General features: G+C 68.7%; 20 protein-coding genes. 1 reads left to right on the top strand and 19 read right to left on the bottom strand.

Translation table 11 applies throughout. The annotated features are described in order from the left end of the window. Positions 1-70: 70 nt before the first annotated feature. The 18 genes from ACT86A_RS06165 to ftsY all read right to left on the bottom strand — a co-directional run bounded on the left by ACT86A_RS06165 (position 71) and on the right by ftsY (position 19,560). Positions 71-376, bottom strand: coding sequence for a DUF2469 domain-containing protein (locus ACT86A_RS06165; protein WP_011210678.1), 306 nt, complete (start codon positions 374-376; stop codon positions 71-73). Positions 377-422: 46 nt separating this feature from the next. Then, a complete protein-coding gene (locus ACT86A_RS06160) occupies positions 423-1,178 on the bottom strand; it encodes a ribonuclease HII (protein WP_445091317.1) in 756 nt (251 codons plus the stop codon). A 91-nt stretch (positions 1,179-1,269) separates the two neighbouring features. Then, a complete protein-coding gene (gene lepB / locus ACT86A_RS06155; protein ID WP_445091316.1) occupies positions 1,270-2,031 on the bottom strand; it encodes a signal peptidase I in 762 nt (253 codons plus the stop codon). Positions 2,032-2,147: 116 nt separating this feature from the next. After that, a complete protein-coding gene (gene rplS / locus ACT86A_RS06150; protein WP_445091019.1) occupies positions 2,148-2,489 on the bottom strand; it encodes a 50S ribosomal protein L19 in 342 nt (113 codons plus the stop codon). 318 nt (positions 2,490-2,807) lie between these two features. Beyond that, positions 2,808-3,728, bottom strand: coding sequence for a hypothetical protein (locus ACT86A_RS06145; protein WP_445091018.1), 921 nt, complete (start codon positions 3,726-3,728; stop codon positions 2,808-2,810). Positions 3,729-3,756: 28 nt separating this feature from the next. Then, positions 3,757-6,150 carry a Tex family protein gene (locus ACT86A_RS06140; protein ID WP_445091315.1) on the bottom strand — a complete coding sequence of 798 codons (2,394 nt, stop codon included), beginning with the start codon at positions 6,148-6,150 and terminating at the stop codon, positions 3,757-3,759. A gap of 309 nt (positions 6,151-6,459) precedes the next feature. Next, positions 6,460-7,167, bottom strand: a complete 708-nt coding sequence (gene trmD / locus ACT86A_RS06135; protein WP_445091017.1) for a tRNA (guanosine(37)-N1)-methyltransferase TrmD — start codon at positions 7,165-7,167, stop codon at positions 6,460-6,462. A 61-nt stretch (positions 7,168-7,228) separates the two neighbouring features. Next, on the bottom strand, positions 7,229-7,753 hold the full coding sequence (gene rimM / locus ACT86A_RS06130; protein WP_445091016.1) for a ribosome maturation factor RimM: 525 nt from the start codon (positions 7,751-7,753) through the stop codon (positions 7,229-7,231). Further along, entirely contained in the window at positions 7,754-7,996 is a 243-nt protein-coding gene (locus ACT86A_RS06125) for an RNA-binding protein (protein WP_011210690.1), read from the bottom strand. Positions 7,997-8,087: 91 nt separating this feature from the next. After that, positions 8,088-8,522: a 30S ribosomal protein S16 gene (gene rpsP, locus ACT86A_RS06120; RefSeq protein ID WP_445091015.1), complete on the bottom strand. Its 435-nt coding sequence runs from the start codon at positions 8,520-8,522 to the stop codon at positions 8,088-8,090. 297 nt (positions 8,523-8,819) lie between these two features. Then, positions 8,820-9,803, bottom strand: coding sequence for an LLM class F420-dependent oxidoreductase (locus ACT86A_RS06115; RefSeq protein WP_445091014.1), 984 nt, complete (start codon positions 9,801-9,803; stop codon positions 8,820-8,822). 56 nt (positions 9,804-9,859) lie between these two features. Further along, positions 9,860-10,972, bottom strand: coding sequence for an amidohydrolase family protein (locus ACT86A_RS06110; protein ID WP_445091013.1), 1,113 nt, complete (start codon positions 10,970-10,972; stop codon positions 9,860-9,862). 198 nt (positions 10,973-11,170) lie between these two features. Continuing rightward, positions 11,171-12,724, bottom strand: coding sequence for a signal recognition particle protein (gene ffh / locus ACT86A_RS06105; protein WP_445091012.1), 1,554 nt, complete (start codon positions 12,722-12,724; stop codon positions 11,171-11,173). Between the two features lie 100 nt (positions 12,725-12,824). Continuing rightward, entirely contained in the window at positions 12,825-13,142 is a 318-nt protein-coding gene (locus ACT86A_RS06100; protein ID WP_445091011.1) for a hypothetical protein, read from the bottom strand. Between the two features lie 134 nt (positions 13,143-13,276). Continuing rightward, the gene (locus ACT86A_RS06095; protein ID WP_445091314.1) at positions 13,277-15,703 is read right to left on the bottom strand and encodes a [protein-PII] uridylyltransferase; all 2,427 of its coding nucleotides are present in this window, start codon (positions 15,701-15,703) and stop codon (positions 13,277-13,279) included. 136 nt (positions 15,704-15,839) lie between these two features. Beyond that, positions 15,840-16,178 (bottom strand): P-II family nitrogen regulator, encoded by a 339-nt coding sequence (locus tag ACT86A_RS06090; RefSeq protein ID WP_067782130.1) that lies wholly within the window; start codon positions 16,176-16,178, stop codon positions 15,840-15,842. A gap of 5 nt (positions 16,179-16,183) precedes the next feature. Next, positions 16,184-17,512: an ammonium transporter gene (locus ACT86A_RS06085; RefSeq protein ID WP_445091313.1), complete on the bottom strand. Its 1,329-nt coding sequence runs from the start codon at positions 17,510-17,512 to the stop codon at positions 16,184-16,186. A 389-nt stretch (positions 17,513-17,901) separates the two neighbouring features. After that, entirely contained in the window at positions 17,902-19,560 is a 1,659-nt protein-coding gene (ftsY, locus tag ACT86A_RS06080) for a signal recognition particle-docking protein FtsY (protein WP_445091010.1), read from the bottom strand. A 191-nt stretch (positions 19,561-19,751) separates the two neighbouring features. Between ftsY and ACT86A_RS06075 the strand changes: the two genes are divergently transcribed. Continuing rightward, a complete protein-coding gene (locus ACT86A_RS06075) occupies positions 19,752-20,141 on the top strand; it encodes a DUF2237 family protein (protein ID WP_445091009.1) in 390 nt (129 codons plus the stop codon). A gap of 194 nt (positions 20,142-20,335) precedes the next feature. Here the strand turns inward: ACT86A_RS06075 and smc are convergent, their stop codons facing one another. Continuing rightward, positions 20,336-23,956 (bottom strand): chromosome segregation protein SMC, encoded by a 3,621-nt coding sequence (smc, locus tag ACT86A_RS06070; RefSeq protein ID WP_445091008.1) that lies wholly within the window; start codon positions 23,954-23,956, stop codon positions 20,336-20,338. Between the last annotated feature and the right edge of the window lie 6 nt (positions 23,957-23,962).

Here is a 23,962-nt window from a genome sequence, read left to right as displayed (position 1 = left end):
TCAGCTCCGCCGACCTGGCCGATCGGAAATGCTGTTGATAACCGGACAGCTGTGGACAACCACCCACGCTCTACTCGGGCAACCGCAGGTCGGGCTTCTCCAACTCCTCGATGTTGACATCCTTGAAGGTGATCACCCGGACATGCTTGACGAACCGGGCCGGGCGGTACATGTCCCACACCCACGCGTCGCTCATCCGCACCTCGAAGTACACCTCGCCATCGGCGTTCTGCGGCCGCAGCTCCACGGAATTGGCCAGGTAGAAGCGGCGCTCGGTCTCGACCACGTACGAAAACTGACCGACGATGTCCTTGTACTCGCGATACAGCGAGAGTTCCATCTCGGTTTCGTACTTCTCGAGGTCTTCGGCACTCATCGGGTGGGACGTCCTCCTTCTCGCCGCATCGCGTCGTGTGATGACATCATCGCGCATGCGCGGCATCGGTAGCCACTCGGCCAGCCGTACGGGCGTTCTGAAGCTGCTCGGACTGCACCTGGTCCAGCTCGCCCGCCAGCACCGCGTCCGCCTCGTCGGCGTCCAGCGCGAGCGGCCGCAACCCCGCCGCCTCGCGCACATTGCGCCACGAGCGGCGATGCTCGCTGCTCGGCCCGAGGCGGTGCAACGCGGCCGTGTGTTCGGGCGTGTTGTACCCCTTGTGCACCGCGAATCCGTAGCCGGGGAATCGAGCGTCCAGCTCGACCATCATGCGATCGCGGGTGACCTTCGCCAGGATGCTGGCGGCGGCGATGCACGCCGCTGAACCGTCGCCGCCGATCACCGGCAGCGAGGGCACCGGGATGCCGGGCACCCGGAACCCGTCGGTGAGCACATAACCGGGTTCCTGGCCGAGCCCGGCGACGGCACGCCGCATGCCCTCGATATTCGCCACGTGGATGCCGATCGAGTCGATCTCCCAGGCCGGGATGACGACGACCTTGTAGGCCAGCGCCAGGCGGATGATCACCGGGTACAACTGCTCACGGGTGGCCTCGGTGAGCTTCTTGGAATCGTCGAGGCCGGCCAGCTTGTCATAGGCCTTCGGGGCGAGCAGGCACGCGGCCACCACGAGCGGGCCCGCGCACGGACCGCGGCCCGCCTCGTCCACCCCGGCCACGGGCCCGAGACCACTGCGGATCAACGCCGCCTCGAGCGTACGCAGCCCACCGGCCCTGCGCATCACCACGCGCGGCGGCCAACCATTACCCACCGGCACTCGACCCTGCCCCACAATCCAATTATCCAGCGCCTCTTACCCAGCGACTCGGAAATCAGTTCGTCTGGGGATTCTCCGAGCGCACCGGGCCGATCCGGCCGGGCGGCCAGATCTTGAACACCGCCTTCCCACGGACGTTCGCCACGGGGATGGTGCCCTGCAGTTCGTCGCCGATGTGGGCGCGGGAGTCGGCGGACTGGTTGCGGTTGTCACCCATCACCCACAAATGCCCTTCGGGCACCTTCACGGGCTTGAACTCGCGGCCACCGCCGATGCCGTACGGCTGGCCCGGCACGTACTGCGCGAGATATCGGGCATACGGCTCATCGAGCGGCTTGCCGTCCACGATGACCCGGCCCTGCGGGTCGCAGCACTGTACGGTCTGGCCGCCGACCGCGATCACCCGTTTCACCAGGTCGTTCTCGTCCGGCGGCACAAGACCGAAGAAGGAGAAGAAGTTCTGCACGCCACGAACGGCCGGATTGTCCGAACGGATCGACTGGTAGTGGGTGTTCCACGAGGGCGGGCCGACGAACACGACCACGTCACCCGGCTGCGGATCACCCCAGTAGTAGCTGAGCTTCTGCACGTAGATGCGGTCACCGGTGCATCCGGCGCACCCGTGCAGCGTGGTCTCCATCGACTCCGACGGAATCACGTACGGCCTGCCGACGAAAGTGACCATCAGCGCGGCGATCACCGCGGCGATCACGATGAGGATCGGCAATTCTTGCCAGAACGGCCGCTGCTTCTTCTTCTGCCCGCGGCTGGCCCGACCAACGCGCGTTCCTTCGTCGCCCGATTCGGACACCGACACCGACCCACTTTCGTCTGCCACGCCGAACAGATTAGCCCGGCACCGATACTGACCTTCGATGCCGGGCCTGAGGAAATCCGTAGTGCCGAAAAGCTAACTCAGCGCTTGTGCTCGATTCAGCGCTTTTCCTTGATCTTGGCGGCCTTGCCGCGCAGCTCACGCAGGTAGTAGAGCTTGGCGCGGCGCACGTCACCGCGGGTCACGACATCGATGTGGTCGATGTTCGGGCTGTGCACCGGGAAGGTGCGCTCCACGCCGACACCGAACGACACCTTGCGGACCGTGAAGGTCTCGCGGATGCCACCACCCTGGCGGCGGATCACGACGCCCTTGAAGACCTGGATGCGCTCCTTCGAGCCTTCGATGACCTTCACATGCACGTTCAGCGTGTCACCCGGCCGGAAGTCGGGGATATCGCTGCGCAGCGACTTTTCGTCGACGAAGTCAAGGGTGTTCATTTCCATCCTTCTGGTTTCGCGCGAACAGAGGACCCTGGCGGCACTGCGCGTGCTCGGCCGGTTCATGCTCCGAATTAGGGGATGCGCCGGGCGGACAACCACCCAGGGCAACCTGAGCATTGTGCCAGATCGGCGCGGCCCCGAAAAATCGGCCCAGCGAAACGCGGCGGCGCTTTCTTCACGCTACGCCAAGGCACGCTGAGATGACCGCATCCTCGCCGGGGATCCGCGCTCCGATCCCGCCCCCGTCTCGCACCGGTTGCCGCTATCCACTATGCGGCATCGGTAGCGCCGTCCAGCGAGTTCTCGACCACACGGTCAGTGATTCGGTTCGCCGGAATTCGTATCCTGCGCAGCCGGTGGACCGGGCGAGTCCGTGGCGTGGTGGTCGGCATGCCAGAGCGGGTGATGGCGGTGTGGCGCCGGTGGCGCCGGTACCACAGTGCGAGTGAGTTCCGCCTCCGCCGCCTTGCGGACATGGTCGACGTCCGGTTTCCCGGCGACCAGATCCTGCACGAAGATTTTGGCGCGAATCACCGGGCGGCGATAGCGCCGTTCGCGGACGATGGCCCGGTACATCAGCCGCCTGCGATCGGCGTAACGCCAACGCGCCCACGGCGCGCCCGGACGGCTGAGCCGCAGCGCACCGACCACCAGTAGCGGCAGGAAGAACATGCCGAACAGGCCGGTCCAGATCTTGCCTTTGGCGATGACGATCGCGGCCAGCGCCAGGTTCACCACCGCGAACACGACGACGAAGGCGCGCACCTCGGTGCTCGGATCGCGCCGAAGGTCATTGATATCCAGCATCCACAGCGGGTGGAAGCCGAGCAGCAGCAACCCGGTCACCGCCAGTGCGACGAAGACCGCGTCGACCGACGTGCGCCCCTGTTCCTCCCAGTACACGTCGCGCAGGTAGAAGATCAGCGCGAATTCGTCGAGCACCAGTGCGGCACCGACGCCGAAGGCGGCGGCGAGCCCACCGGCCGTTGCCGTGTCCGCGTCCTGGTACACCGTGACCATGCCGATTCCGGACATGAGCACCAGGATCACCCCGAAAACCATGTGATGGATGTGGGTGTCACCGGCCCGCAAGTTACCCGGCCACCAGCGCACCCGCGCCCGGATCAGGCGCACGCTGATCCGGATGAACAGGAAGCCGACGATGAACCCGAGGAGCAGGCACAGCAACGGCAGCCGCCCTTGGGCGATCACGTCCTCATGCAGCCACCGTCGCATGCCCGCCTACTCCCTACCGCGCACCGGACTACTGGCCGAAGCCCGCCCTGCGCAACGCGTCTGCCATCGCACCGCTCGCCGGGGGCGCGTTGCGGCGCTGGTTTCCGCCGCGCCCCTGCCCCTGGTTGCGGTTTTGACCCTGCTGCCTGTTCTGGCCATTCTGCCGCTGGTCGCCGCCGGATCGACCGCTCGGGCCGCGCTGCTTCTCGCCGCCCTTGCCCGCAGCGCCTGGTTCGTCGTCGAGGCGAAGCGACAGGCCGATGCGCTGACGCGCCACGTCCACCTCGAGCACCTTCACTCTGACCACGTCACCGGACTTGACCACCTCGCGCGGGTCCTTGACGAAGTTGTGCGACATCGCCGAGACATGCACCAGCCCGTCCTGGTGCACGCCCACGTCGACGAACGCGCCGAACGCGGCCACGTTCGTCACAACACCCTCGAGCACCATGCCCGGCTTCAGGTCGGCGACCTTCTCCACGCCCGCGGCGAATTCCGCGGTCTTGAACTCCGGACGTGGGTCGCGGCCCGGCTTCTCCAATTCCGCGATGATGTCGCTGACCGTCGGGACACCGAACCGGTCGTCGGTGAAATCATCGGCGCGCAACCCACGCAGCACCGGGCTGTTGCCGATGATCTCCGCGACCGGACGGCCGGTCGTTTCGAGGATGCGCCGCACCACCGGGTACGCCTCGGGATGCACCGCGGAGGTGTCCAACGGATCATCACCCCCGCGGATGCGCAGGAAGCCCGCGCACTGTTCGAACGCCTTCGGTCCCAAGCGCGGCACGTCGAGCAGCGCCGTCCGGCTCCGGAACGGGCCGTTCCGGTCCCGGTGCGCCACAATGCTTTCCGCCACCGAACCGGCGATCCCCGACACCCGCGACAACAGCGGCACCGAGGCCGTGTTCACGTCGACGCCGACGGCGTTCACCGCGTCCTCGACAACCGCGCCCAGGGAGCGGGCCAGCAGCGATTCGGACACGTCGTGCTGGTACTGGCCGACGCCGATGGATTTCGGGTCGATCTTCACCAGCTCGGCCAGTGGGTCCTGCAGCCGCCGCGCGATCGACACCGCGCCGCGCAGCGAAACGTCCAGATCGGGCAACTCCTGGGAGGCGTAGGCCGAAGCGGAGTACACCGAGGCGCCCGCCTCCGACACCACGATTTTGGTCGGCTTGTTCGGCCCGTGGTCCGACGATCCGGCGATTCGCGAAATCAATTCGGCGGCAAGAGCATCCGTTTCCCGTGACGCGGTGCCGTTGCCGATCGCGATGAGCTCGACCCCGAACCGGGCGACCAGCGCGCCCAGCACCGCGAGCGACTTCTCGGTCTGCCCCTGCGGCTTGTGCGGGTAGATCACCTCGGTGGCGACCACCTTGCCGGTGGCGTCCACCACCGCGACCTTGACGCCGGTGCGGTAGCCGGGGTCGAGGCCCATGGTCGTGCGAGTGCCCGCGGGAGCGGCGAGCAGCAGATCACGCAGGTTGGCGGCGAACACGTCGACGGCATCCTGCTCCGCCGCCTGCCGCAGCCGCATCCGGGTATCGATGCCGAGGCTCACCTGCAATTTGGTGCGCCAGGCCCAGCGCACGGTGTCCAGCAGCCAGGAGTCGGCGGGGCGGCCCCGGTCGGCGACGCCGAAGCGGGCGGCGATGCGGCCCTCGTAGATCGTGCGCAGGCCCGGCTCCGGCTCCTCGGTGTCCGGCTCGAGGTGCAGGGTGAGCACCTCCTCCTTCTCCCCGCGCAGCAGCGCCAGAATGCGATGGGACGGCAACTTGCCGAACGGCTCACTGAATTCGAAGTAGTCGGCGAACTTCGCGCCCGACTCCTCCTTGCCCGCGCGCACGGTCGAGGTGACCTGTCCGCGGGTCCACATCAGCTCACGCAGTTCGCCGACCAGGTCGGCGTCCTCGGCGAAGCGCTCGACCAGGATGGCGCGCGCCCCGTCGAGCTGTTCGGCGCTGTACTGCGCCGGATCGGTGTTCGGGTCGTCGATCAACGCGTCGGCCACCGGCTCGTGCCCCGCCTCGCGCGCGATCTGCGCTTTGGTGCGCCGCTTCGGCTTGTAGGGCAAGTAGATGTCCTCGAGCCGGGCCTTGGTTTCAGCGAGCAGGATCTGCTGGTGCAGGGCATCGTCGAGTTTGCCCTGGCCGCGGATCGATTCGATGATCGTGGCCCGGCGTTCGTCGAGGTCGCGCAGATAGTGCAGGCGCTCATCGAGCAGGCGCAGCTGGGCGTCGTCCAGACCGTCGGTGACCTCCTTGCGGTAGCGCGCGATGAACGGCACCGTCGAGCCCGCGTCGAGCAGCTCGACGGCGGCACGCACCTGGGTCTCGCGCACCGCGAGTTCGTCGGCGATCCGACGGGTCACGCTGGCTCCGGCCGCGGCGCGGGAAGGCGGCGGTGCGGGCGGGAGCACGGTATCGGACTCTGCACTGGAAGTCTCTGGCGCTGTCGTCACGTTCGGAGACACTACCGCGCGGTTGCGCCGCACTCCCCCGCCTCTCCAGGTCTCGGCCGTACCGGTCCGGACACCAACCAACGCACAACTGCGCAACGCCATCGTCGCCCAACTGGGCACAACATCATCGAACACACGCAGGCACAGTGCGCGTGCGCGGGGAACACCTCGGCCCTGTGGCCGCGGGACTACGCACCGCAGCGACCGCACTCGAAACGGCGGCGGTTTCAGGTCGGTATGTGGTGCGCCGCGCAGGGCGGTTTCGAGCTAGTGCCCGGGTTCGCGCGCCGGGTCCGGCTCGGTCAGCAGGTCCGGGCGTCGCTCTCGCGTGCGGGCGAGGGATTGCTCGCGTCGCCAGGCCGCGACCTTCGCGTGATCGCCGGAGAGCAAGATCGGCGGCACCTCGAGTCCGCGCCAGGAGACCGGCCGGGTGTAACTGGGGCCCTCGAGCAGGCCGTCGGAGAACGAATCCTCTTGGTGCGACTGCTGATTGCCGAGCACGCCGGGCAGCAGCCGGACCACGGCCTCGGCCATCACCAGCACCGCGGCCTCCCCGCCGATCAGCACGTAGTCGCCGATGCTGACCTCCGCCACCCGCACCCGGCGGGCGGCGTCATCGAAGACACGCTGGTCGATCCCTTCGTAGCGACCGCAGGCGAAGACCAGATGCTGCTCGGCGGCCCAGCGGTGCGCGGTGGCCTGGCTGAACGGCACGCCGGCCGGGGTAGGGACGACGAGCAGCGCGTCGTCGGGGCAGACCTCGTCGAGCGCGTCTCCCCAGACGGTCGGCTTCATCACCATGCCCGGCCCACCCCCGTAGGGTGCGTCATCGACCGACTTGTGCACGTCGTGCGTCCAACGCCGCAGGTCGTGCACCGTCAGGGAGATCAGCCCCTTGTCGATCGCCTTCCCGAGCAGCGCGGTACGCAGCGGCTCCAGGTATTCCGGGAAGATCGTGACGACGTCGAGTTTCATGCCTGTCTCCTACCGCCGCGCCCAGCGGGGCGGGCGCCGCGCGATCGGGTCTCCCAGCGGCTCATTCCGGGTCGAGCAAGCCCTCGGGCGGATCGACGACGATCACGCCATCGGCGAGCGAGACGGTGGGCACGATCGCGGTGACGAACGGGATCAGGATCTCCCGGCCGTCATCGGCGGCGCGCACGGCGAGCAGCTCGCCCGCCGCGGAGTGCAATACCTCGCGCACCGACCCGACCACGGTCTCGTCGGTGAGCCGGACCTCCAGCCCCTCCAGCTCGTGGTCGTAGTACTCGTCCGGGTCCGCCGACGGCGGCAGATCCGCACTATCGATCACCAGGAGCATGCCGCGCAGCGCGTCCGCCGTGGCGCGGTCGGCGACACCGGCGAAAAACACCAGAAGCCGGCCCGAGTGCTCCCGGGCCGACTCCACGGTGAGGTCGCGCACGTCATTGGTCCGCGGCAGCCGACCGCGCAGCGTGGCACCGGGTACGAAACGCGCCTCGGGCTCGTCGGTGCGCACCTCGACGACGAGCTCGCCGCGCACACCGTGCGCTTTGGCGACCCGTCCGACGACGAGTTCCATCTACTGGTCGGTGTCGACCACGTCGACCCGGATGCCCCGGCCGCCGATACCGGCGACGAGGGTGCGCAGCGCGGTCGCGGTGCGCCCGCCGCGGCCGATCACCTTACCCAGGTCATCGGGATGGACGTGCACCTCGACGGTGCGCCCGCGGCGGCCGGTGATCAGCTCGACGCGGACGTCATCGGGGTTGGCGACGATACCGCGCACCAAATGCTCGACGGCATCGGCGACGACGGCGCTCACTGCTCCCTCACCTCGAGACGCGATTCCCCCGTCGGGGCCGCCCCACGGGCGGCTCGGGACGGGTACCCACCGGCCGGGTAACGCCGACTCATTACTCGGCGGCCTCGGTGGCCTCGGCGCCCTCTTCGGCGTCCTTCTTGGCGGCCTTCTTCTTCGGCGTGACCGCCTCGGCGACCGGCTCGTTGTCGGCGGCGGCCAGCGCGGCGTTGAACAGGTCCAGCTTGGACGGCTTCGCCGGCTTGACCTTCAGGGTGCCCTCGGCGCCGTCGATGCCCTTGAACTTCTGCCAGTCACCGGTGATCTTCAGCAGCTGCAGGACCGGCTCGGTCGGCTGCGCGCCGACACCCAGCCAGTACTGCGCGCGCTCGGAATCGATCTCGATGAGCGAGGGCTCTTCCTTCGGGTGGTACTTGCCGATCGACTCGATGGCCCGGCCGTCCCGGCGGGTGCGGGCGTCCGCGACGACGACGCGGTACTGCGGGTTGCGGATCTTGCCGAGGCGGGTGAGCTTGATGCGAACAGCCACTGCTGATCTACCTTTCGTTGGTTGGTCACGACGCAATTCGGCGACCCGCATGGTCTGCGAGTCCGGTTTTGCGCTTTGGAGTGTGTGACCGCCGCGCGGTACGGAACCGGAGACGGGCTGACACTTGCCCCGAAGGACGATGGTCCATTCTGCCAGACGGCACTATCGCACCAGAAATCGCGCCCGGGCACGTCACGTCGCCCGAGGCGCTATAGCCCGAGCACGGACTCTCCCGCCACAACCGCAGTCACCGGAACAGCAGCACTCGCGCCGCCATTCACGGCCGCTTCCCCCTCGTCAGCCCACCAGCGGCGCCAGCGTGCGTCCGGCGAGTTCGACCGCGCCCGGCTCGTGTCCCTGGAAGATCATGTTGACGATCAGACCGTCGACACCCTGGTCGAGCACGCGCGTACGCAACTGCTCGGCAACCTCGTCCGGCGTACCGACGAACTGGCGGTCGGCCGGGGACTGCTTGCGCTCGGCCTGCGACAACGCCGACAGGTCGATACCCATGCGGCTCAAGTAGTCCTGCTGCTGCTTGCGAACCAGATCACCGTCTTCGTCCACCATCAGGAAGCACAGGTAGCTGGTCTCCAACGTCCCCGGGTCGCGGCCGACTTCGGCGCAGCGCTCGCGCAGAACGTCGATCTTGCGCGGGAGCTCGGAGGCGTTGCAGATGAGGTTGAGATGGTCCGCGAAGCGCGCGGCCAGCCGGAAGGTCTTCTTCTCGCCGCTGCCACCGAGCAGGATCGGCACGTCGTCGCGCACGCGCGGCTCGTTCATCGCGTTCTCGACGTGATACCACTTGCCCTCGAAGGTGGGGCGGCGGCCGTTCAGCATCGGCTGGATGATCTGCAGCGCCTCCTCGAGACGTTCGAAGCGGTCGGTGAAGGTGCCGAATTCGTAGCCGAGAGATCGGTGCTCGAGTTCGAACCAGCCCGCGCCGATCCCGAGCACCGCGCGGCCGCCGCTGACCACGTCCAGCGTGGTGACGGTCTTGGCGAGCATGGCCGGATTACGGTAGGTGTTGCCGGTTACCAAGGCCGACAATTGGATTCGTTCCGTCGCCGTGGCGAGGCCGCCGAGCGCGGTGTACGCCTCCAGCATCGGCTCATCGGGCGTGCCGATCCCGGGCAGCTGATAGAAGTGGTCCATCACGAAGGCCGTGTCGAAGCCGGCGGCTTCCGCCTCCCTGGCCTGCGCGATGACTGTCGGGAACAGCTCACGTACCGACTTGCCGTAGCTGAAGTTGGGTATCTGATAACCGAGGCGAATGGTCACGACGCTGGACCTTACGCCTCGTTCGGGAACGAACAGGTGAGGCCAGGGATAACAAATTACCGATGACCGGTGACCGGACCGCGCCCGCGATACGCTCGCCCACGCAGCACGACGGCGTACGGCGCGGTGAGCGCTTCGGGATGGGTGCGTGGGTCCTGCTGGTAGACAATGAAATCCGCGGATGCGCCCGGCTCGACGGCCGGCCGTCCGAGCCAGCTGCGCGCGTCCCAGGAGGCCGCGCCGAGCGCGTCGTGCCGGGACAGGCCCGCGGCGCCCAGTGCGGCGATCTCGTCGGCGATGCGCCCGTGGCGGATGGAGCCGCCGGCGTCGGTGCCCGCGAAAATCGGCACGCCCGCCTCGTGCGCGGCGGCGACCGTGCCGCGCACCCGACGGTGCAGCTCGCGCATATGCGCGGCGTAGACGGGGAATTTGCCCGCGCTGTCGGCGATCTCGGGGAAGGTGTCGATATTGACCAGGGTGGGGACCAAGGCGGTGCCGCGTTCGACCATCATTTCGATGGTGCCGTCGGTGAGGCCGGTGCCGTGCTCCAGGCAGTCGATGCCCGCGTTGATCAGCCCGGGCAGCGCGTCCTCACCGAAGACGTGCGCCGTGACGCGCGCGCCATGGGCGTGCGCGGCGTCGATGGCCTCTTTCAGGATCGAATCGCTCCACAGCGGCCGCAGATCACCGGCCGAGCGGTCGATCCAGTCGCCGACGATCTTCACCCAGCCGTCGCCGACCCGGGCCTGTTCGGCGACGATGTCCGGTAGGTCGCGTTCGTCGTCGAGTTCGATGCCCAGCTCGCGGATGTAGCGCTTCGGCCGTGCGATGTGGCGGCCCGCGCGGATGATGCGCGGCAGTTCATCGTGGTCATCGATGAACCGGGTGTCGATCGGCGAACCCGCGTCGCGCAGCAGCAGCGCACCGGCCTCCCGTTCGATTTCGGCCTGCGCGATGGCGCCCGCGCGGTCCTCGTGACCGCCGCCGTGCCGGATGCCGACGTGACAGTGCGCGTCGACCAGTCCGGGCACGATCCATCCGGAGGCGCACAGGGTTTCGGCGCCGGGCACGGGCTCGAAAGACACGAGACCATCGCGAACCCAGAGATCACGCACCTCGTCACCAGGGAGAACGACACCTCGCAAATGCACAGCAAACCTCCTGGACATTGTCGGCTGCTTCCAACCTACTGTCCGCGCCGCGGGACGGTCACCCGGCGTTGCGCCGGCGCCGCGAAGGCGCGGCGAGTCCTCGTGCTCGGCCTGGCTCTATCGGGCCAGGCCGAGCACCGCGAGGTCACCGCGTCGCGGATAGCGCAGCACGCGGGCAGCACAGAATCCGCGCGACGGTCACGCTCGGTCCGACGTCTAATTCTTCGGGAACTTCAGCTTCGACAAGTCGAAGCCCTCCAGACCAGGCGGCAGCTGGTCGAGCCCCGCCGGCATGCCGGAGAGGTCGGGCATCCCGGCGGGCATCGCGCCCATGCCCGGGAAACCGCCACGTACCTTCGGCGGAGTCGGGCCCCGTCCGCCCTTCTTGCCTTTCTTGCCCTTCTTCGCGCTGCCGCGGCGGGAGCCGGGCAAGCCCATCTGGCGGCCCATCATCGCCATCATTTTCTTGGCCTCGAAGAACCGGTCGACGAGCTGGTTGACCTCGGAGACCTGAACGCCGGAGCCGTTGGCGATACGCAGGCGACGAGAAGCATTGATGATCTTGGGATTTTCCCGTTCGGCCGGAGTCATGCCGCGGATGATCGCCTGCACGCGGTCGAGTTGTTTGTCGTCGACCTGGGCGAGCACGTCTTTCATCTGGCCCGCACCGGGCAGCATGCCGAGCAGGTTCCCGATCGGCCCCAGCTTGCGGATGGCCAGCATCTGGTCGAGGAAGTCTTCCAGAGTGAGCTCGCCGCTGCCGATCTTCCGGGCGGCCTCCTCGGCCTGCTCGGCGTCATAGACTTGTTCGGCCTGCTCGATCAGGGTGAGCACGTCGCCCATGCCGAGGATGCGGCTGGCCATGCGGTCCGGATGGAAGACATCGAAGTCTTCGAGCTTCTCACCGGTGGACGCGAACAGGATCGGCACGCCGGTGACCTCGCGGACGCTCAGCGCCGCGCCACCGCGGGCGTCACCGTCGAGCTTGGTGAGCACCACGCCGGTGAAGCCGACACCGTCGCGGAACGCCTCGGCCGTGTTGACCGCGTCCTGACCGATCATCGCGTCCAGCACGAACAGCGTCTCGTCCGGCTGCACGGCGTCGCGGATGCCCGCGGCCTGGCGCATCAGCTCTTCGTCGATACCGAGACGGCCCGCGGTGTCGACGATGACGACGTCGTACTGCTTCTGCCGCGCCTGCTCGACACCGTCGCGCGCCACGCTCACCGGATCTGCCGCCGAAATGCCCAGCGGGTTCTCGCCGCCACCGATCGAGGTGCCGGGGTGCGGCGCGTAGACGGGCACGCCCGCGCGCTCGCCGACCACCTGCAGCTGGGTGACCGCGCCGGGACGCTGCAGGTCGCAGGCCACCAGCAGCGGCTGATGGCCTTGCCCCTTGAGCAACTTCGCCAGCTTGCCCGCGAGCGTGGTCTTACCGGAACCCTGCAGACCGGCGAGCATGACCACCGTCGGCGGGGTCTTCGCCAGGTGCAGCCGCCTGGTCGCGCCACCGAGGATGCCGACGAGCTCCTCGTTGACGATCTTCACGACCTGCTGGGCCGGGTTCAGCGCCGCGGAGACCTCCGCGCCCTTGGCGCGCTCCTTGATCCGGCCGATGAAACCGCGCACCACGGGCAACGCGACGTCGGCCTCGAGCAGCGCGAGGCGGATCTCGCGACAGGTAGCGTCGATATCGGCCGGTGACAGACGCCCCTTACCACGCAGATCCTTGAGGGCACCGGTAAGCCGGTCGGACAGGGATTCGAACACCGATCGCGCTCCTGATCTCGGGGGACGTCACATTCTCTCCCAGGGTAATGGGATCGCCCGCGTGATCGCGCAGGCGGTGCGTCCTTCGAGGCGAAGAGGCTTACCGGTCGAGCACGCGACGGCGCGGTTTGGGCGTTTTGCGATAGTCGTGATTCTCCTCGACGACCATGAAAACCGCCTCGTTGGCGGTCAGCCCCAGCTCGAGCGCCAGCTCGTCGAGCGTGGCCCACTCCGCCGCGCTCGGGAAGGGCGAGGTGGCGACCGTGGACGCGATCGTCATGGCGGTGACCGCCTGCCGTCCGGTCACTGTCCGGCCGGGGAGCCAGGAAACCACCCAGCGATCGCCACCGACGCAGCGCGCCATATGCGTGGTCTCGTCACTTGTCATCGTCGACGCCGAAACGACTTCAATTGCCACCGACCTGCTCCCCTCGTGCTCGCGATAGCCGGACGCTCTAGATCGTAGGGGCCGGTTTCCGAGCCGGAGCCGATATTCAGCAAATATCTAGCAACAGATTGATCACTGGATCTATGTGCAGGTCGGTTCCGATTTCAGGCGTTGAGAGCGTCGCTTTCCGATGGTTTCGGCGCAGGTCTGGGCACCACCGTGAGAATTGCCTTCTCGATCGCTTCCCGGCGCGCGGGACTGTCTTCCGGACCCAAATCGAGGCAGAAACTGTCGACCACCGCCGACCCCATCGTGACCACCTTGGCCCAGCGGACGTCCGCACCACAGCGGGCCAGCTCGGCAGCCAGCCGGCTGAGCAACCCGATCCGGTCCTCGGCACGCAACTCCAAGATCACTTGACCGGGCACCGAGGTGTCCGACCAGATCACCCGCGGCTGCGCTTGCGCGTACCGGCTCCGGCCGACGCCGCTCGCCTCGCGCTCGTGCTCGGTCAGCGCCGCGGACACGTCCAGGTCTCCGGCCGTGGCGCGGATCAGTTCCTGCCGCAACAGCCCTGGATCCGGCGGATCGCCGAATTTGGGCGAGACGACGAAAGTGTCGACGGCGCAATCGCCTTCGCCCCCCAGTGCGGCCGACAGGACGCGCAGCGAGTGCAGTGCCAGCACGCCCGCGGCGTCGGAGAGCAGCCCGGAACCGTCGGGCGCGATGACGGTGATCGTATAGGTGAATTTGCTGTCCCCCGGCTCGAGCTCGACGTGCACACCACCCGCACGGGCCTTCTCGATCAGTTCCGGTGCGATCGGCTCCGGCGTCGGCAGCTGGTCGCCCGCCATGACCAATCGGCAGCGCCGGACCAGCTCGCCGATCAGCGACGCCTTCCAGTCACCCCACACGCCGGGCCCGGTGGCCAGCGAATCCGCCTCGGCCAGCGTGTGCAGCAGTTCCAGCAGCTGGGGATCGCCGTCGAGGGCCTGCACCACGGATCGGACTGTCTCCGGGTCGGACAGATCACGCCGGGTCGCGGTATCCGGCAACAGCAGATGGTGGCGGACGACCGCGCTGAGCGTGCGTACGTCCGAGGGCCACAGGCCCAGTCGCCGGCCGATGTGCGTGGCCAGCTCCGCCCCGACGACGCTGTGGTCGCCCGAGCGCCCCTTGCCGATGTCGTGCAGCAGCGCGGCGAGGGCCAACAGATCCGGGCGGGCCACCCGGGTGCTGATCGCGCCGGCGTAGGCGACTGTCTCCACGAGGTGCCGGTCGACGGTCCAGGTGTGCAGTACATCGCGGGGTGGCAGGTCGCGTACGGCACCCCACTCCGGCAGCAGCCTGCCCCACAGGCCGGTCCGGTCCAGCGCCTCGACCGCGGCGATGGCGCCACGGCCCGCGCCCAGCAGGACCAGCAGGTCGTTGAGCGCGTCCTTGGGCCACGGCTCGCGCAGCTCGGGCGCGTCCTCCGAGAGGCGATTGAGAGTCGTGGCCGACATCGGCAGCCCGGTCTGCGCGGAGGCCGCCGCCACCCGCAGGATCAGTCCCGGGTCGCGCTGGGGGCGCGCGTCGCGAGCGAGCACGACCTCTCCGGCATGCTCCACCACACCCTCGTCGAGGGGCCTGCGCACCGGCATCCGGCGCAGCCGCGCCAGGCCCCGCCGGGGCAGCGCGTTGGCCGCGGTGCGCAACCCGACGTCCACCGAATAGCTCACGGTGCGTGCCGCATCGCTCAGCATCCGAGCCAGATCGAAGCGGTCGCCGATGCGCAGGGCAGCGCCGATCTCGTCGGCGTCCTGCGCGCGCAGCTGATCGCGGGAACGGCCCGCCACCCGGTGGAGTTCGGTGCGCACGTCCAGCAGGCGACGGCGGGCCTGCTTCAATCCGCCGCCCGGCACGTCGGGTCCGAGGCCCGGCATGGCGTCGGTCAGCTGAGCGATAGCCAGGGCGTCGAGCAGCTGGATGTCGCGCAGCCCGCCCCGCCCGTTTTTCAGATCCGGCTCGGCGCGGTGCGCGATGTCGCCGTTGCGCTCCCATCTGGTCTTGGCTTGCGCGATGAGGTCATCGAAGCGGGTGCGGATTCCGGCGCGCCATTCCCGCCGCACCCCACCGATCAACCGGTTGCTCAATTCCTGGTCGCCGACGATGTGCCTGGCTTCGAGCATGCCCAGCGCGGCGATGAGATCATCGGCGGCCACGCGCAGTGCCTGCGGCACGGTCCGCACACTGTGGTCGAGCTTGATGTGCGCGTCCCACAGCGGGTACCAGAGCTGGTCGGCGACCGCGGCGACCAGGGCCGGATCGACCTCGTCGTGCAGCAGCACCAGATCCAGATCCGAATACGGCAGCATCTCGCCGCGGCCCAGACCGCCGACCGCCACCACCGCCAGACCGCTGCCGGGGGTGATGCCCAGTTCCGCGCCCTTGCTGGTGAGCCAGAGTTCGAAGAGGTCGACCAGAGCCTGTCGCAGCGACTGCGCGTCGAGCCGAGGATTGCGGGGCAGCCCGCCGTGCAGCAGTTGGGTTCGTGCGCGGACCAGAGCCGCCGCCCCATTGGATATGTTGCTGTTGACTTCTCCGGTCACCTTCGGGTCACCGTCACGCTCGTACTGACTGCGCTCGTACTGACTGCCCACAAACCACCGCCCATTTCACGCGTGCGGCCCCGCCCCGACCGGGAGCTCCGGTGGGAGCGGGGCCGCCGCTGTGCTCGAGATTCGCCTACAGCGCGTCGGTGCCGCGTTCGCCGGTCCGCACCCGGATGATCGACTCCACCGGGGTGACCCAGACCTTGCCGTCACCGATCTTGCCGGTGCGGGCGGCCTCCACGATCACCTCGACGACCTTGTCGACAGACGCGTCGTCCACTACCACCTCGACCCGGACCTTCGGCACGAAATCGACCGAGTACTCCGCGCCGCGGTACACCTCGGTGTGCCCCTTCTGGCGGCCGTACCCCTGCACTTCGCTGACGGTCATGCCCAACACGCCCGCCTGCTCGAGCCCGGACTTGACGTCCTCGAGCGTGAACGGTTTGACGATTGCCGTGATCAGTTTCATGTTCGTCATGCCTCCTTGGCCGAACGTGCCGTGCTACCCAGAGCGGCGAAGTCGTAGGCGGTTTCCGCGTGCTCGGACTCGTCCAAGCCCACCGACTCTGCTTCCTCGCTCACGCGCAGCCCAATGGTGAACTTCACGATATAGGCAATGATCAACGTCGCGATGAAGGAGAAGGCAAGCACCACACCGGCACCCACCGCTTGCCGCCACAGCTGGTCGATGCCGCCGCCGTACAACAGACCGGTCTTGCCCGCACCCGTCTCGGGCGCCGCGACGAAACCGACCATCAGGGTGCCGACGACGCCGCCGACTAGGTGCACGCCGACCACGTCGAGCGAGTCGTCGAAGCCGAACTTGAATTTCAAGCCGACCGCGAGGGCGCACAGGGCGCCCGCGACCACGCCGATGGCGAGCGCGCCGAACACATTCACCGACGAACACGACGGGGTGATGGCCACCAGACCGGCCACGATGCCCGAGGCCGCGCCCAGCGACGTGGGTTTGCCGTCGCGGATCTTCTCCACCACCAGCCAGGCCAGCATCGCGGCGCAGGTCGCGAGGGCGGTGGTCAGGAAGGTCGAACCGGCCAGGCCACCGGAGGTCACCGCGGAGCCGGCGTTGAAACCGAACCAGCCGAACCACAGCAGGCCGGCGCCGAGCATGACGAACGGCAGGTTGTGCGGGCGGAACGGCGTCTTCGGCCAGCCCTTGCGCTTGCCGAGCACCAGCACCAGCGCCAGACCGGCCGCACCAGCGTTGATATGCACCGCCGTGCCGCCGGCGAAGTCGACCGCGAGCAGCTTGTTGGCGATCCAACCGCCCTCGTGCACGATGTTGCCCTCGGCATCCTTCACGTCGAAGTCGAACACCCAGTGCGCGACCGGGAAGTAGACCACCGTGGACCAGATGCCGGCGAACAGCAGCCACGCGCTGAACTTCAGGCGATCGGCGACCGCACCCGAGATGAGGGCGACCGTGATGATGGCGAACATCAGCTGGAAGGCGACGAAGACCGTCGCCGGGATCGTGCCCGCGAGCGGAATGTTCACCGCCTGCGTGGTGACCACGCCGGCCGCGTCCTTGACTTCGGCGACGGAGTTACCGCCGATCAAGCCCTTCAGGCCGAAGAACTGCGTGGGGTCGCCGATCACACCGAACTTGTTGTCGCCGAATGCCGTCGAGTATCCGTACAGCGACCACAGCACGCCGACCAGACCCGTCGCGCCGACACTCATCATCATCATGTTGAGTACGTTCTTCGATCGGACCATGCCGCCGTAGAAGAATGCCAAGCCCGGTGTCATCAGCAACACCAGCGCGGAACTCGCCAGCATCCATGCGGTATCACCGGTGTCCGGCGCACCGGTAAGCGGAAATGCCACCTTAATGTCCTCCTCATCTCGGGCCCAGCCGATTCCGGCGAATGGACCTGCACAGAAGGTTCCTCACTCGGTGTTTCATCCGTAGAGCTGTCGTGTTTCGCCTGCGTGAACGCATGGCGCCGCTGTGTTGCTACCACGTTTCGCGATGTACACCGGATGTTTGCCAGCCCTGTGAGCAGCGTGTCCTCGATCGGAAAATTCGGGATCGCCGAGCAGCAGTCGGCAAACATCCGGAGTGTGACAGAACTCGCACCGAATCGGTGGGGTGCGCACTGCTGCCGCACGGCGCGCCGACTACGCGGAACGCCGTGGGCGCCAAGGTTTTCAGGGGATCAGCGGGATCAGCCCAACAGCGCGTCCACGAAGGCGGCCGGCTCGAACGGAGCCAGGTCATCGGCGCCCTCACCGAGACCGACCAGCTTCACCGGCACACCCAATTCGTGCTGCACCTGGAAGACGATGCCGCCCTTGGCGGTCCCGTCCAGCTTGGTGAGCACCACGCCGGTGATGTCGACCACTTCGGCGAATACCCGCGCCTGGGTCAGTCCGTTCTGGCCGACGGTAGCGTCCAGCACCAGCAGGACCTCGTCGACGGCGGCCTTCTTCTCCACGACGCGCTTGACCTTGCCCAGCTCGTCCATCAGACCCGTCTTGGTGTGCAAGCGGCCCGCGGTGTCGATGAGCACCGCATCGACACCGTGCTCGATACCGGCGGCCACCGCGTCGAACGCGACCGCGGCGGGGTCGGCGCCTTCCCGGCCACGGACGGTGTCGGCGCCGACCCGCTCGCCCCAGGTCTGCAGCTGGTCGGCGGCCGCGGCGCGGAAGGTGTCGGCCGCGCCGAGCAGCACCCGGCGACCATCGGCGACCAGTACCCGGGCGAGCTTGCCGGTGGTGGTGGTCTTCCCGGTGCCGTTCACGCCGACCACCAGCAGGATGGACGGGTGATCCGGATGCGGCAGCGCGTGCACCGCGCGGTCCAGCTCCGGCCGCAGCTGCTCGATCAGCACGTCGCGCAGGACCGCACGGGCCTGCTCGGTGGTGCGGACACTACGTGCCGCCAGCTCGGCGCGCAGGCGGGAGACGACCGCAGTGGTGCTCGCGGTGCCGAGGTCGGCCAGGACGAGGGTGTCCTCGACTTCCTCCCATGAGTCGTCGTCGAGGTCACCACCGCCGAGCAGGCCGAGCAGGCTCTTGCCGACCGCGTTCTGGGACCGGGACAGGCGTCCACGCAGGCGGACCAGACGGCCCTCGGTGGGTTCGATCTCCTCCAGCGCCGCCGCGGTCTCGACGCCCGCGGCCGTGTCCGGGGCCTGGACTTCGGCCGTGGCGGCAGCGCCGGTGTCCGCGGCGGTGGTCTCCGGCTCGGCGGTGGTCTCCGGCTCGGCGGTGGTCTCCGGCTCGGCGGTGGTCTCCGGCTCGGCGGTGGTCTCCGGCTCGGCGGTGGTCTCCGGCTCGGCGGGGGCCTCCGCGACGCCGGGTTCGATGATCGGTGCGGCGGTGTCGGCGACGTTCTCCGGTGTCGTCACCTGGTCGGTCGTCGCGGGCGGGGCCGCCTCGGTTATCGGAGATTCGGCCTTCGCCTCTGGCGCCGCTTCCGCCTCGGGCCCGGCCTCCTTCTCGGCGGGCGCCGTCGCGGCGGCGGCGCCGCCGGACACCGGAGGCGCTTCGGCGACGTCCGCCTCCGGCAGCGGAACGTTGGTGATCCCCCGTTTGGGCGCGTCGCGCGGGATCGCGGCGTCGTCGCCGATGTGCGGCTGGCCTTCGGTGTCGGTGCGCTCGACCGGTGGCGGCGCGGTGGCCGTGCCGCCCCGGCTGAAGTTGAATCCGCCGGACGCGGTGTAACCACCGGACCGGTCGGTCACCTCCTTGTCCCGCACGGGCGGGGCCAGCGTCACGCGGCCGCGCTTGTACCGGACGAAACCGGCGACCAGCACCACGAGCAGCAGTGTGGCGACCGCAGCGATCAGGATCCAGACTTCGGGACTCACGCCGACCATCCTTGCAGACCGACCATCGCGGGTCGGGCGCCGAGCCGCACCGCATGGTCGCGGCGCGCCCGTGCGAGCACGACGCACGCCCGGCCGACAGCGCCCGGCTCGCGCCGGAGACCGATGTCGGCGCACCGACACAGCCCATGAGATTTCTTGTCCTGCGGAACTTCTCGCGAAGTGACAATAGGATCGGCGACGTGACCGATCGAAACGTGCTTGGGGGGCCGCTGGAAGAGTGCGGCGCCGATCCTCTCACCGGCTTCTACCGGGACGGCTGCTGCAGTACCGGGCCGGAGGATCTGGGCAGTCATACCGTCTGCACTGTCGTCACGGCGGAGTTCCTGGACCATCAAGCGTCCATCGGGAACGATCTGAGCACGCCGCGACCGGCGAACAATTTTCCGGGCCTGCAGCCGGGCGACCGCTGGTGCGTGGTCGCCGTCCGGTGGTTGCACGCACACGAAGACGGCGTCGCCGCGCCCGTCGTGCTGGCCGCCACCCACGAGAACGCCCTCGAGGTGATCTCGATGGACATCCTGCGCAAGTACGCCGTCGACGTGCCGGACGACGTCAGCGACCTGCTCTAGCCCAGCAGTGCGGTGCGGTGGCCATCCCGGCCGCCGCACCGGGCAACGCCGTCTCGCCCGATCGGTTCATGGCGCAAGCGAGACGGATGTGGCGCAAATGCGCCGAACAACACGGACCTTCCGCCCGTCGGCCCAGCTGTCCGCTACCCCGTGACCGTCCCGCCCGGTACGTGCCGCGACGGCCAGGTGCGGGATCAGCTCGTCGCACCGACCGGAGCCAGGTTCTCCCCGCGCAGCCGCTGCGAGATCACCTGGGTGATACCGTCGCCGCGCATACTCACGCCGTAGAGGGCGTCGGCGATCTCCATCGTGGGCTTCTGGTGGGTGATGACGATCAGCTGGCTCTTCTCGCGCAGCTGCTCGAACAGGCCGATCAGGCGGCGCAGGTTGGTATCGTCCAGCGCGGCCTCGACCTCGTCCATCACGTAGAACGGCGAGGGCCGGGCACGGAAGATGGCCACCAGCAGCGCGACCGCGGTCAGCGACTTCTCGCCGCCCGACAGCAACGACAGCCGCTTGACCTTCTTGCCCGGCGGCCTGGCCTCCACCTCGATGCCGGTGGTGAGCATGTCGGAGGGGTCGGTGAGCAGCAGCCTGCCCTCGCCGCCGGGAAACAGCTTCGCGAACACCCCGACGAATTCGCGCTCGACGTCGGCGTAGGCCTCGGTGAACACCTGCAGGATGCGCGCGTCCACCTCGGCGACGACGTCCAGGAGGTCTTTGCGCGCGCTCTTGACGTCCTCGAGCTGCGTTGCCAGGAAGTTGTAGCGTTCCTCCAGCGCGGCGAACTCTTCCAGGGCAAGCGGATTCACCTTGCCGAGGGTGACGAGGTCCTTCTCGGCGCGCTTGGCGCGGCGCTCCTGGGACTGCCGGTCGAAGGGCATCGGCGCCGGCGGGCTGACCTGTTCGCCGCGCTCGGTGGCCTGCTCGTATTCGTGCAATTCCAGCGCCGAGGGCGGCATCGGGACATCGGGGCCGTACTCGGCGATCAGATCGTCGAGCGCGATGCCGAATTGTTCGGCGATGATCGCTTCCAGTTGCTCGATGCGCAGCGCCGCCTGAGCCTTCGCCACCTCGTCGCGGTGTACGGCGTCGGTGAGCTGCGCCAGTTGCGTTCCGAGCACGCGCACCCGCTCCTTGACCTGCTCGACCTGGGCGGCGCATTCGGAGCGCCTGCGCACCAGCTCGTCGCGGCGGGTGCCTGCCTCGGCGACCACCTGTTCCAGTTCGGCGGCGATCTTCGCACCGGACTCCGCGACCGCGGCGGCCACCTCGGCAGCCTTCTTGCGCGCGGCCTGGGCGCGTTCGGCGCGGGCCCGGGTTTCCCGTTCCGCGTGCGCCGCCCGTCGCAGTGAATCCGCTTTACCGCGCACCGATTCCGCACGTTCCTCGGCGGTGCGCACGGCGAGCCTGGCTTCGACTTCCATGGCGCGCACCTCGGCCAGCGCGGCCGCGGCCTCCTCCCGCGCACGACCCGCGGACTCGATGCCCGCCGCGCCCACATCGTCGGCATCGACCTCGGACTGTTCGAGCTCCGCGTGCCGCAGGCGATCTTCCAGCTCGGCGAGTGCGGTGAGCGCTTCCTCCCGGCCGGTTTCCGCGTCGGTGCGCTGGGTCAGCAGGCGCTCGCTCTCCGTGTGCGCGGTGCGGGCGGTCTGGCCGAGCCTGCCGAGCCGCTCGTAGATCGCCACCAGCGCCTGGTCGGATTCGTGCAGGGCGAGCAGTGCCTGATCGACGGCGTCCTTGCGGTCGGCCTGCTCGTCCAGCGCACCGGACAGCGCGGCCTCGAGTTCCTCGGCGCGCCGCTGTGCGGCGACCAGATCGCCCTTGGCCGCATCGATATCGGCCTGGATCTCCAGCTGGCTCGGTGCGCGATCGGAACCGCCCAGCAGCCAGCCGTTTCCGGCGAGGTCGCCGTCGCGAGTGACGACGCGGACATCGGGCCGGGCCGCGACCACCGCACCGGCGGTGGGCAGATCATCGACCACGGCGATCTGCGCGGTCAGCGCGGTCAGCGCGCCGCGCAGGCCGTCGGGGCAGTCCAGCACGTCGATCAGCCATCGGGCGTCGCCGGGCAGCGCGCCCAGTCGCGGCCGATCGGCCTGCTCGGTGCCGAATACCACGGCGGCGCGTCCGCCGTCGGCGTTTTTGAGCGCGCTGATCGCGGCGTGCGCGGACGTGCCGGTATCGGCGGCGATGGCGTCGGCGAGAGGCCCAAGGGCGGCGGCGACCGCCGCCTCATAGCCACCCTGTACGTGCACGAGCGCGGAGAGCGGACCCAGCAACCCTTGTTCCCGGTTCTCCACCAGCCAGGCCACGCCGTCCCGGCGGGCCAGGTTCATGCCGAGCGCTTCGATGCGCGCGCTCAGCGACGCCACCCGCTTGCCCGCGTCGCGGTCCTGTTCGCGCAGTTCGGTGACCCGATGATCGGCCAGTTCCAGTGCCTGCACCGCGTGCTCGTGCTGCGTGTCCAAGCCCACCTCGCCCGCGTCCAGTTCGGCGAGTTCGGCCTGCACCGTGTCGAATTCGGCCTGCGCGGTCTGGCCTCGATGCCGGGCGTCGGCGATGGCGGCGGAAAGTCTGGCGATCTCCGCGTCCACCGACTGGGCTCGGGCACGTAACGTGTCGACCTTGCCGGACAGCCGGGCCAGGCCCTCGCGTCGGTCGGCGATCGCCCGCACGGCGGCCAGATGCGCCTGCTCGGCGGCCTTGGCGCCGTATTCGCGTTCGGCCAGCTGGTCCCTGGCCGCCTCCAGTGTCTCGACGGCGATCTCCACCGCTTCGCGCAGCTCGGCCTCATCGGCCTCCACCCGGGCGGCCTCGGCTTCCAGCTGCTCGGGGTCGCGACCGGAACCGACCGGGATCGCCGTGTCCAGATGACGCGCGCGGTCGCCGGCGATCCGGATGGTGGCGTTGACCCGCTCGGCCAGCGCGGAGAGCTGGAACCAGATCTGTGCGGCGGCCTCCGCGCTCGGGGTCAGGCGAGACAGCTGGAATTCCTGCTCCGCCAGTGCCGCGTTGGCGGCGTCCAGGCCGGATTGCACGGTGATCTGCTGCTCGCGGGCGTAGGCCTCTTTGCTCTGCTGGCTCTCCAGTTCCCGGCGGCGGGTGACCAAGTCGTCTGCGGCCAGGCGCAGCCGGGCATCACGCAGATCGGCCTGCACGGTCTGCGCCCGGCGGGCCACCTCGGCCTGTCTGCCCAGCGGTTTGAGCTGGCGGCGCAACTCTGTGGTGAGGTCGGTCAGCCGGGCCAGGTTGGCCTGCATGGCCTCGAGCTTGCGGACCGCCTTTTCCTTGCGCTTGCGGTGCTTGAGCACACCGGCGGCCTCCTCGACGAACGCGCGGCGGTCCTCCGGGCGCGACTCCAGGATGGCCGACAGCTGGCCCTGCCCGACGATGACATGCATCTCGCGGCCGATGCCCGAGTCACTGAGCAGTTCCTGCACGTCCATCAGGCGGCAGGAACTGCCGTTGATCTCGTATTCGCCGGCGCCGTCGCGGAACATCCGCCGGGTGATGGACACCTCGGCATAGTCGATCGGCAGCGCGCCGTCGGAATTGTCGATGGTCAGCGTGACCTCGGCACGGCCGAGCGGCGCGCGTCCGGCGGTGCCGGCGAAGATCACGTCCTGCATCTTGCCGCCCCGCAGCGCCTTCGCGCCCTGCTCGCCCATGACCCAGGTGAGCGCGTCGACGACGTTCGATTTGCCCGATCCGTTCGGACCGACCACGCACGTGATGCCGGGCTCCAACCGCAGCGTCGTCGCGGACGCAAAGGACTTGAAGCCCTTCAACGTCAGGCTTTTCAAGTGCAAATTCGA

The sequence above is a fragment of the Nocardia glycosmidis genome, from assembly GCF_052545115.1.
Note: the sequence above shows the minus strand (reverse complement) of the source record. Positions and strands in the feature narration are given on the sequence as shown.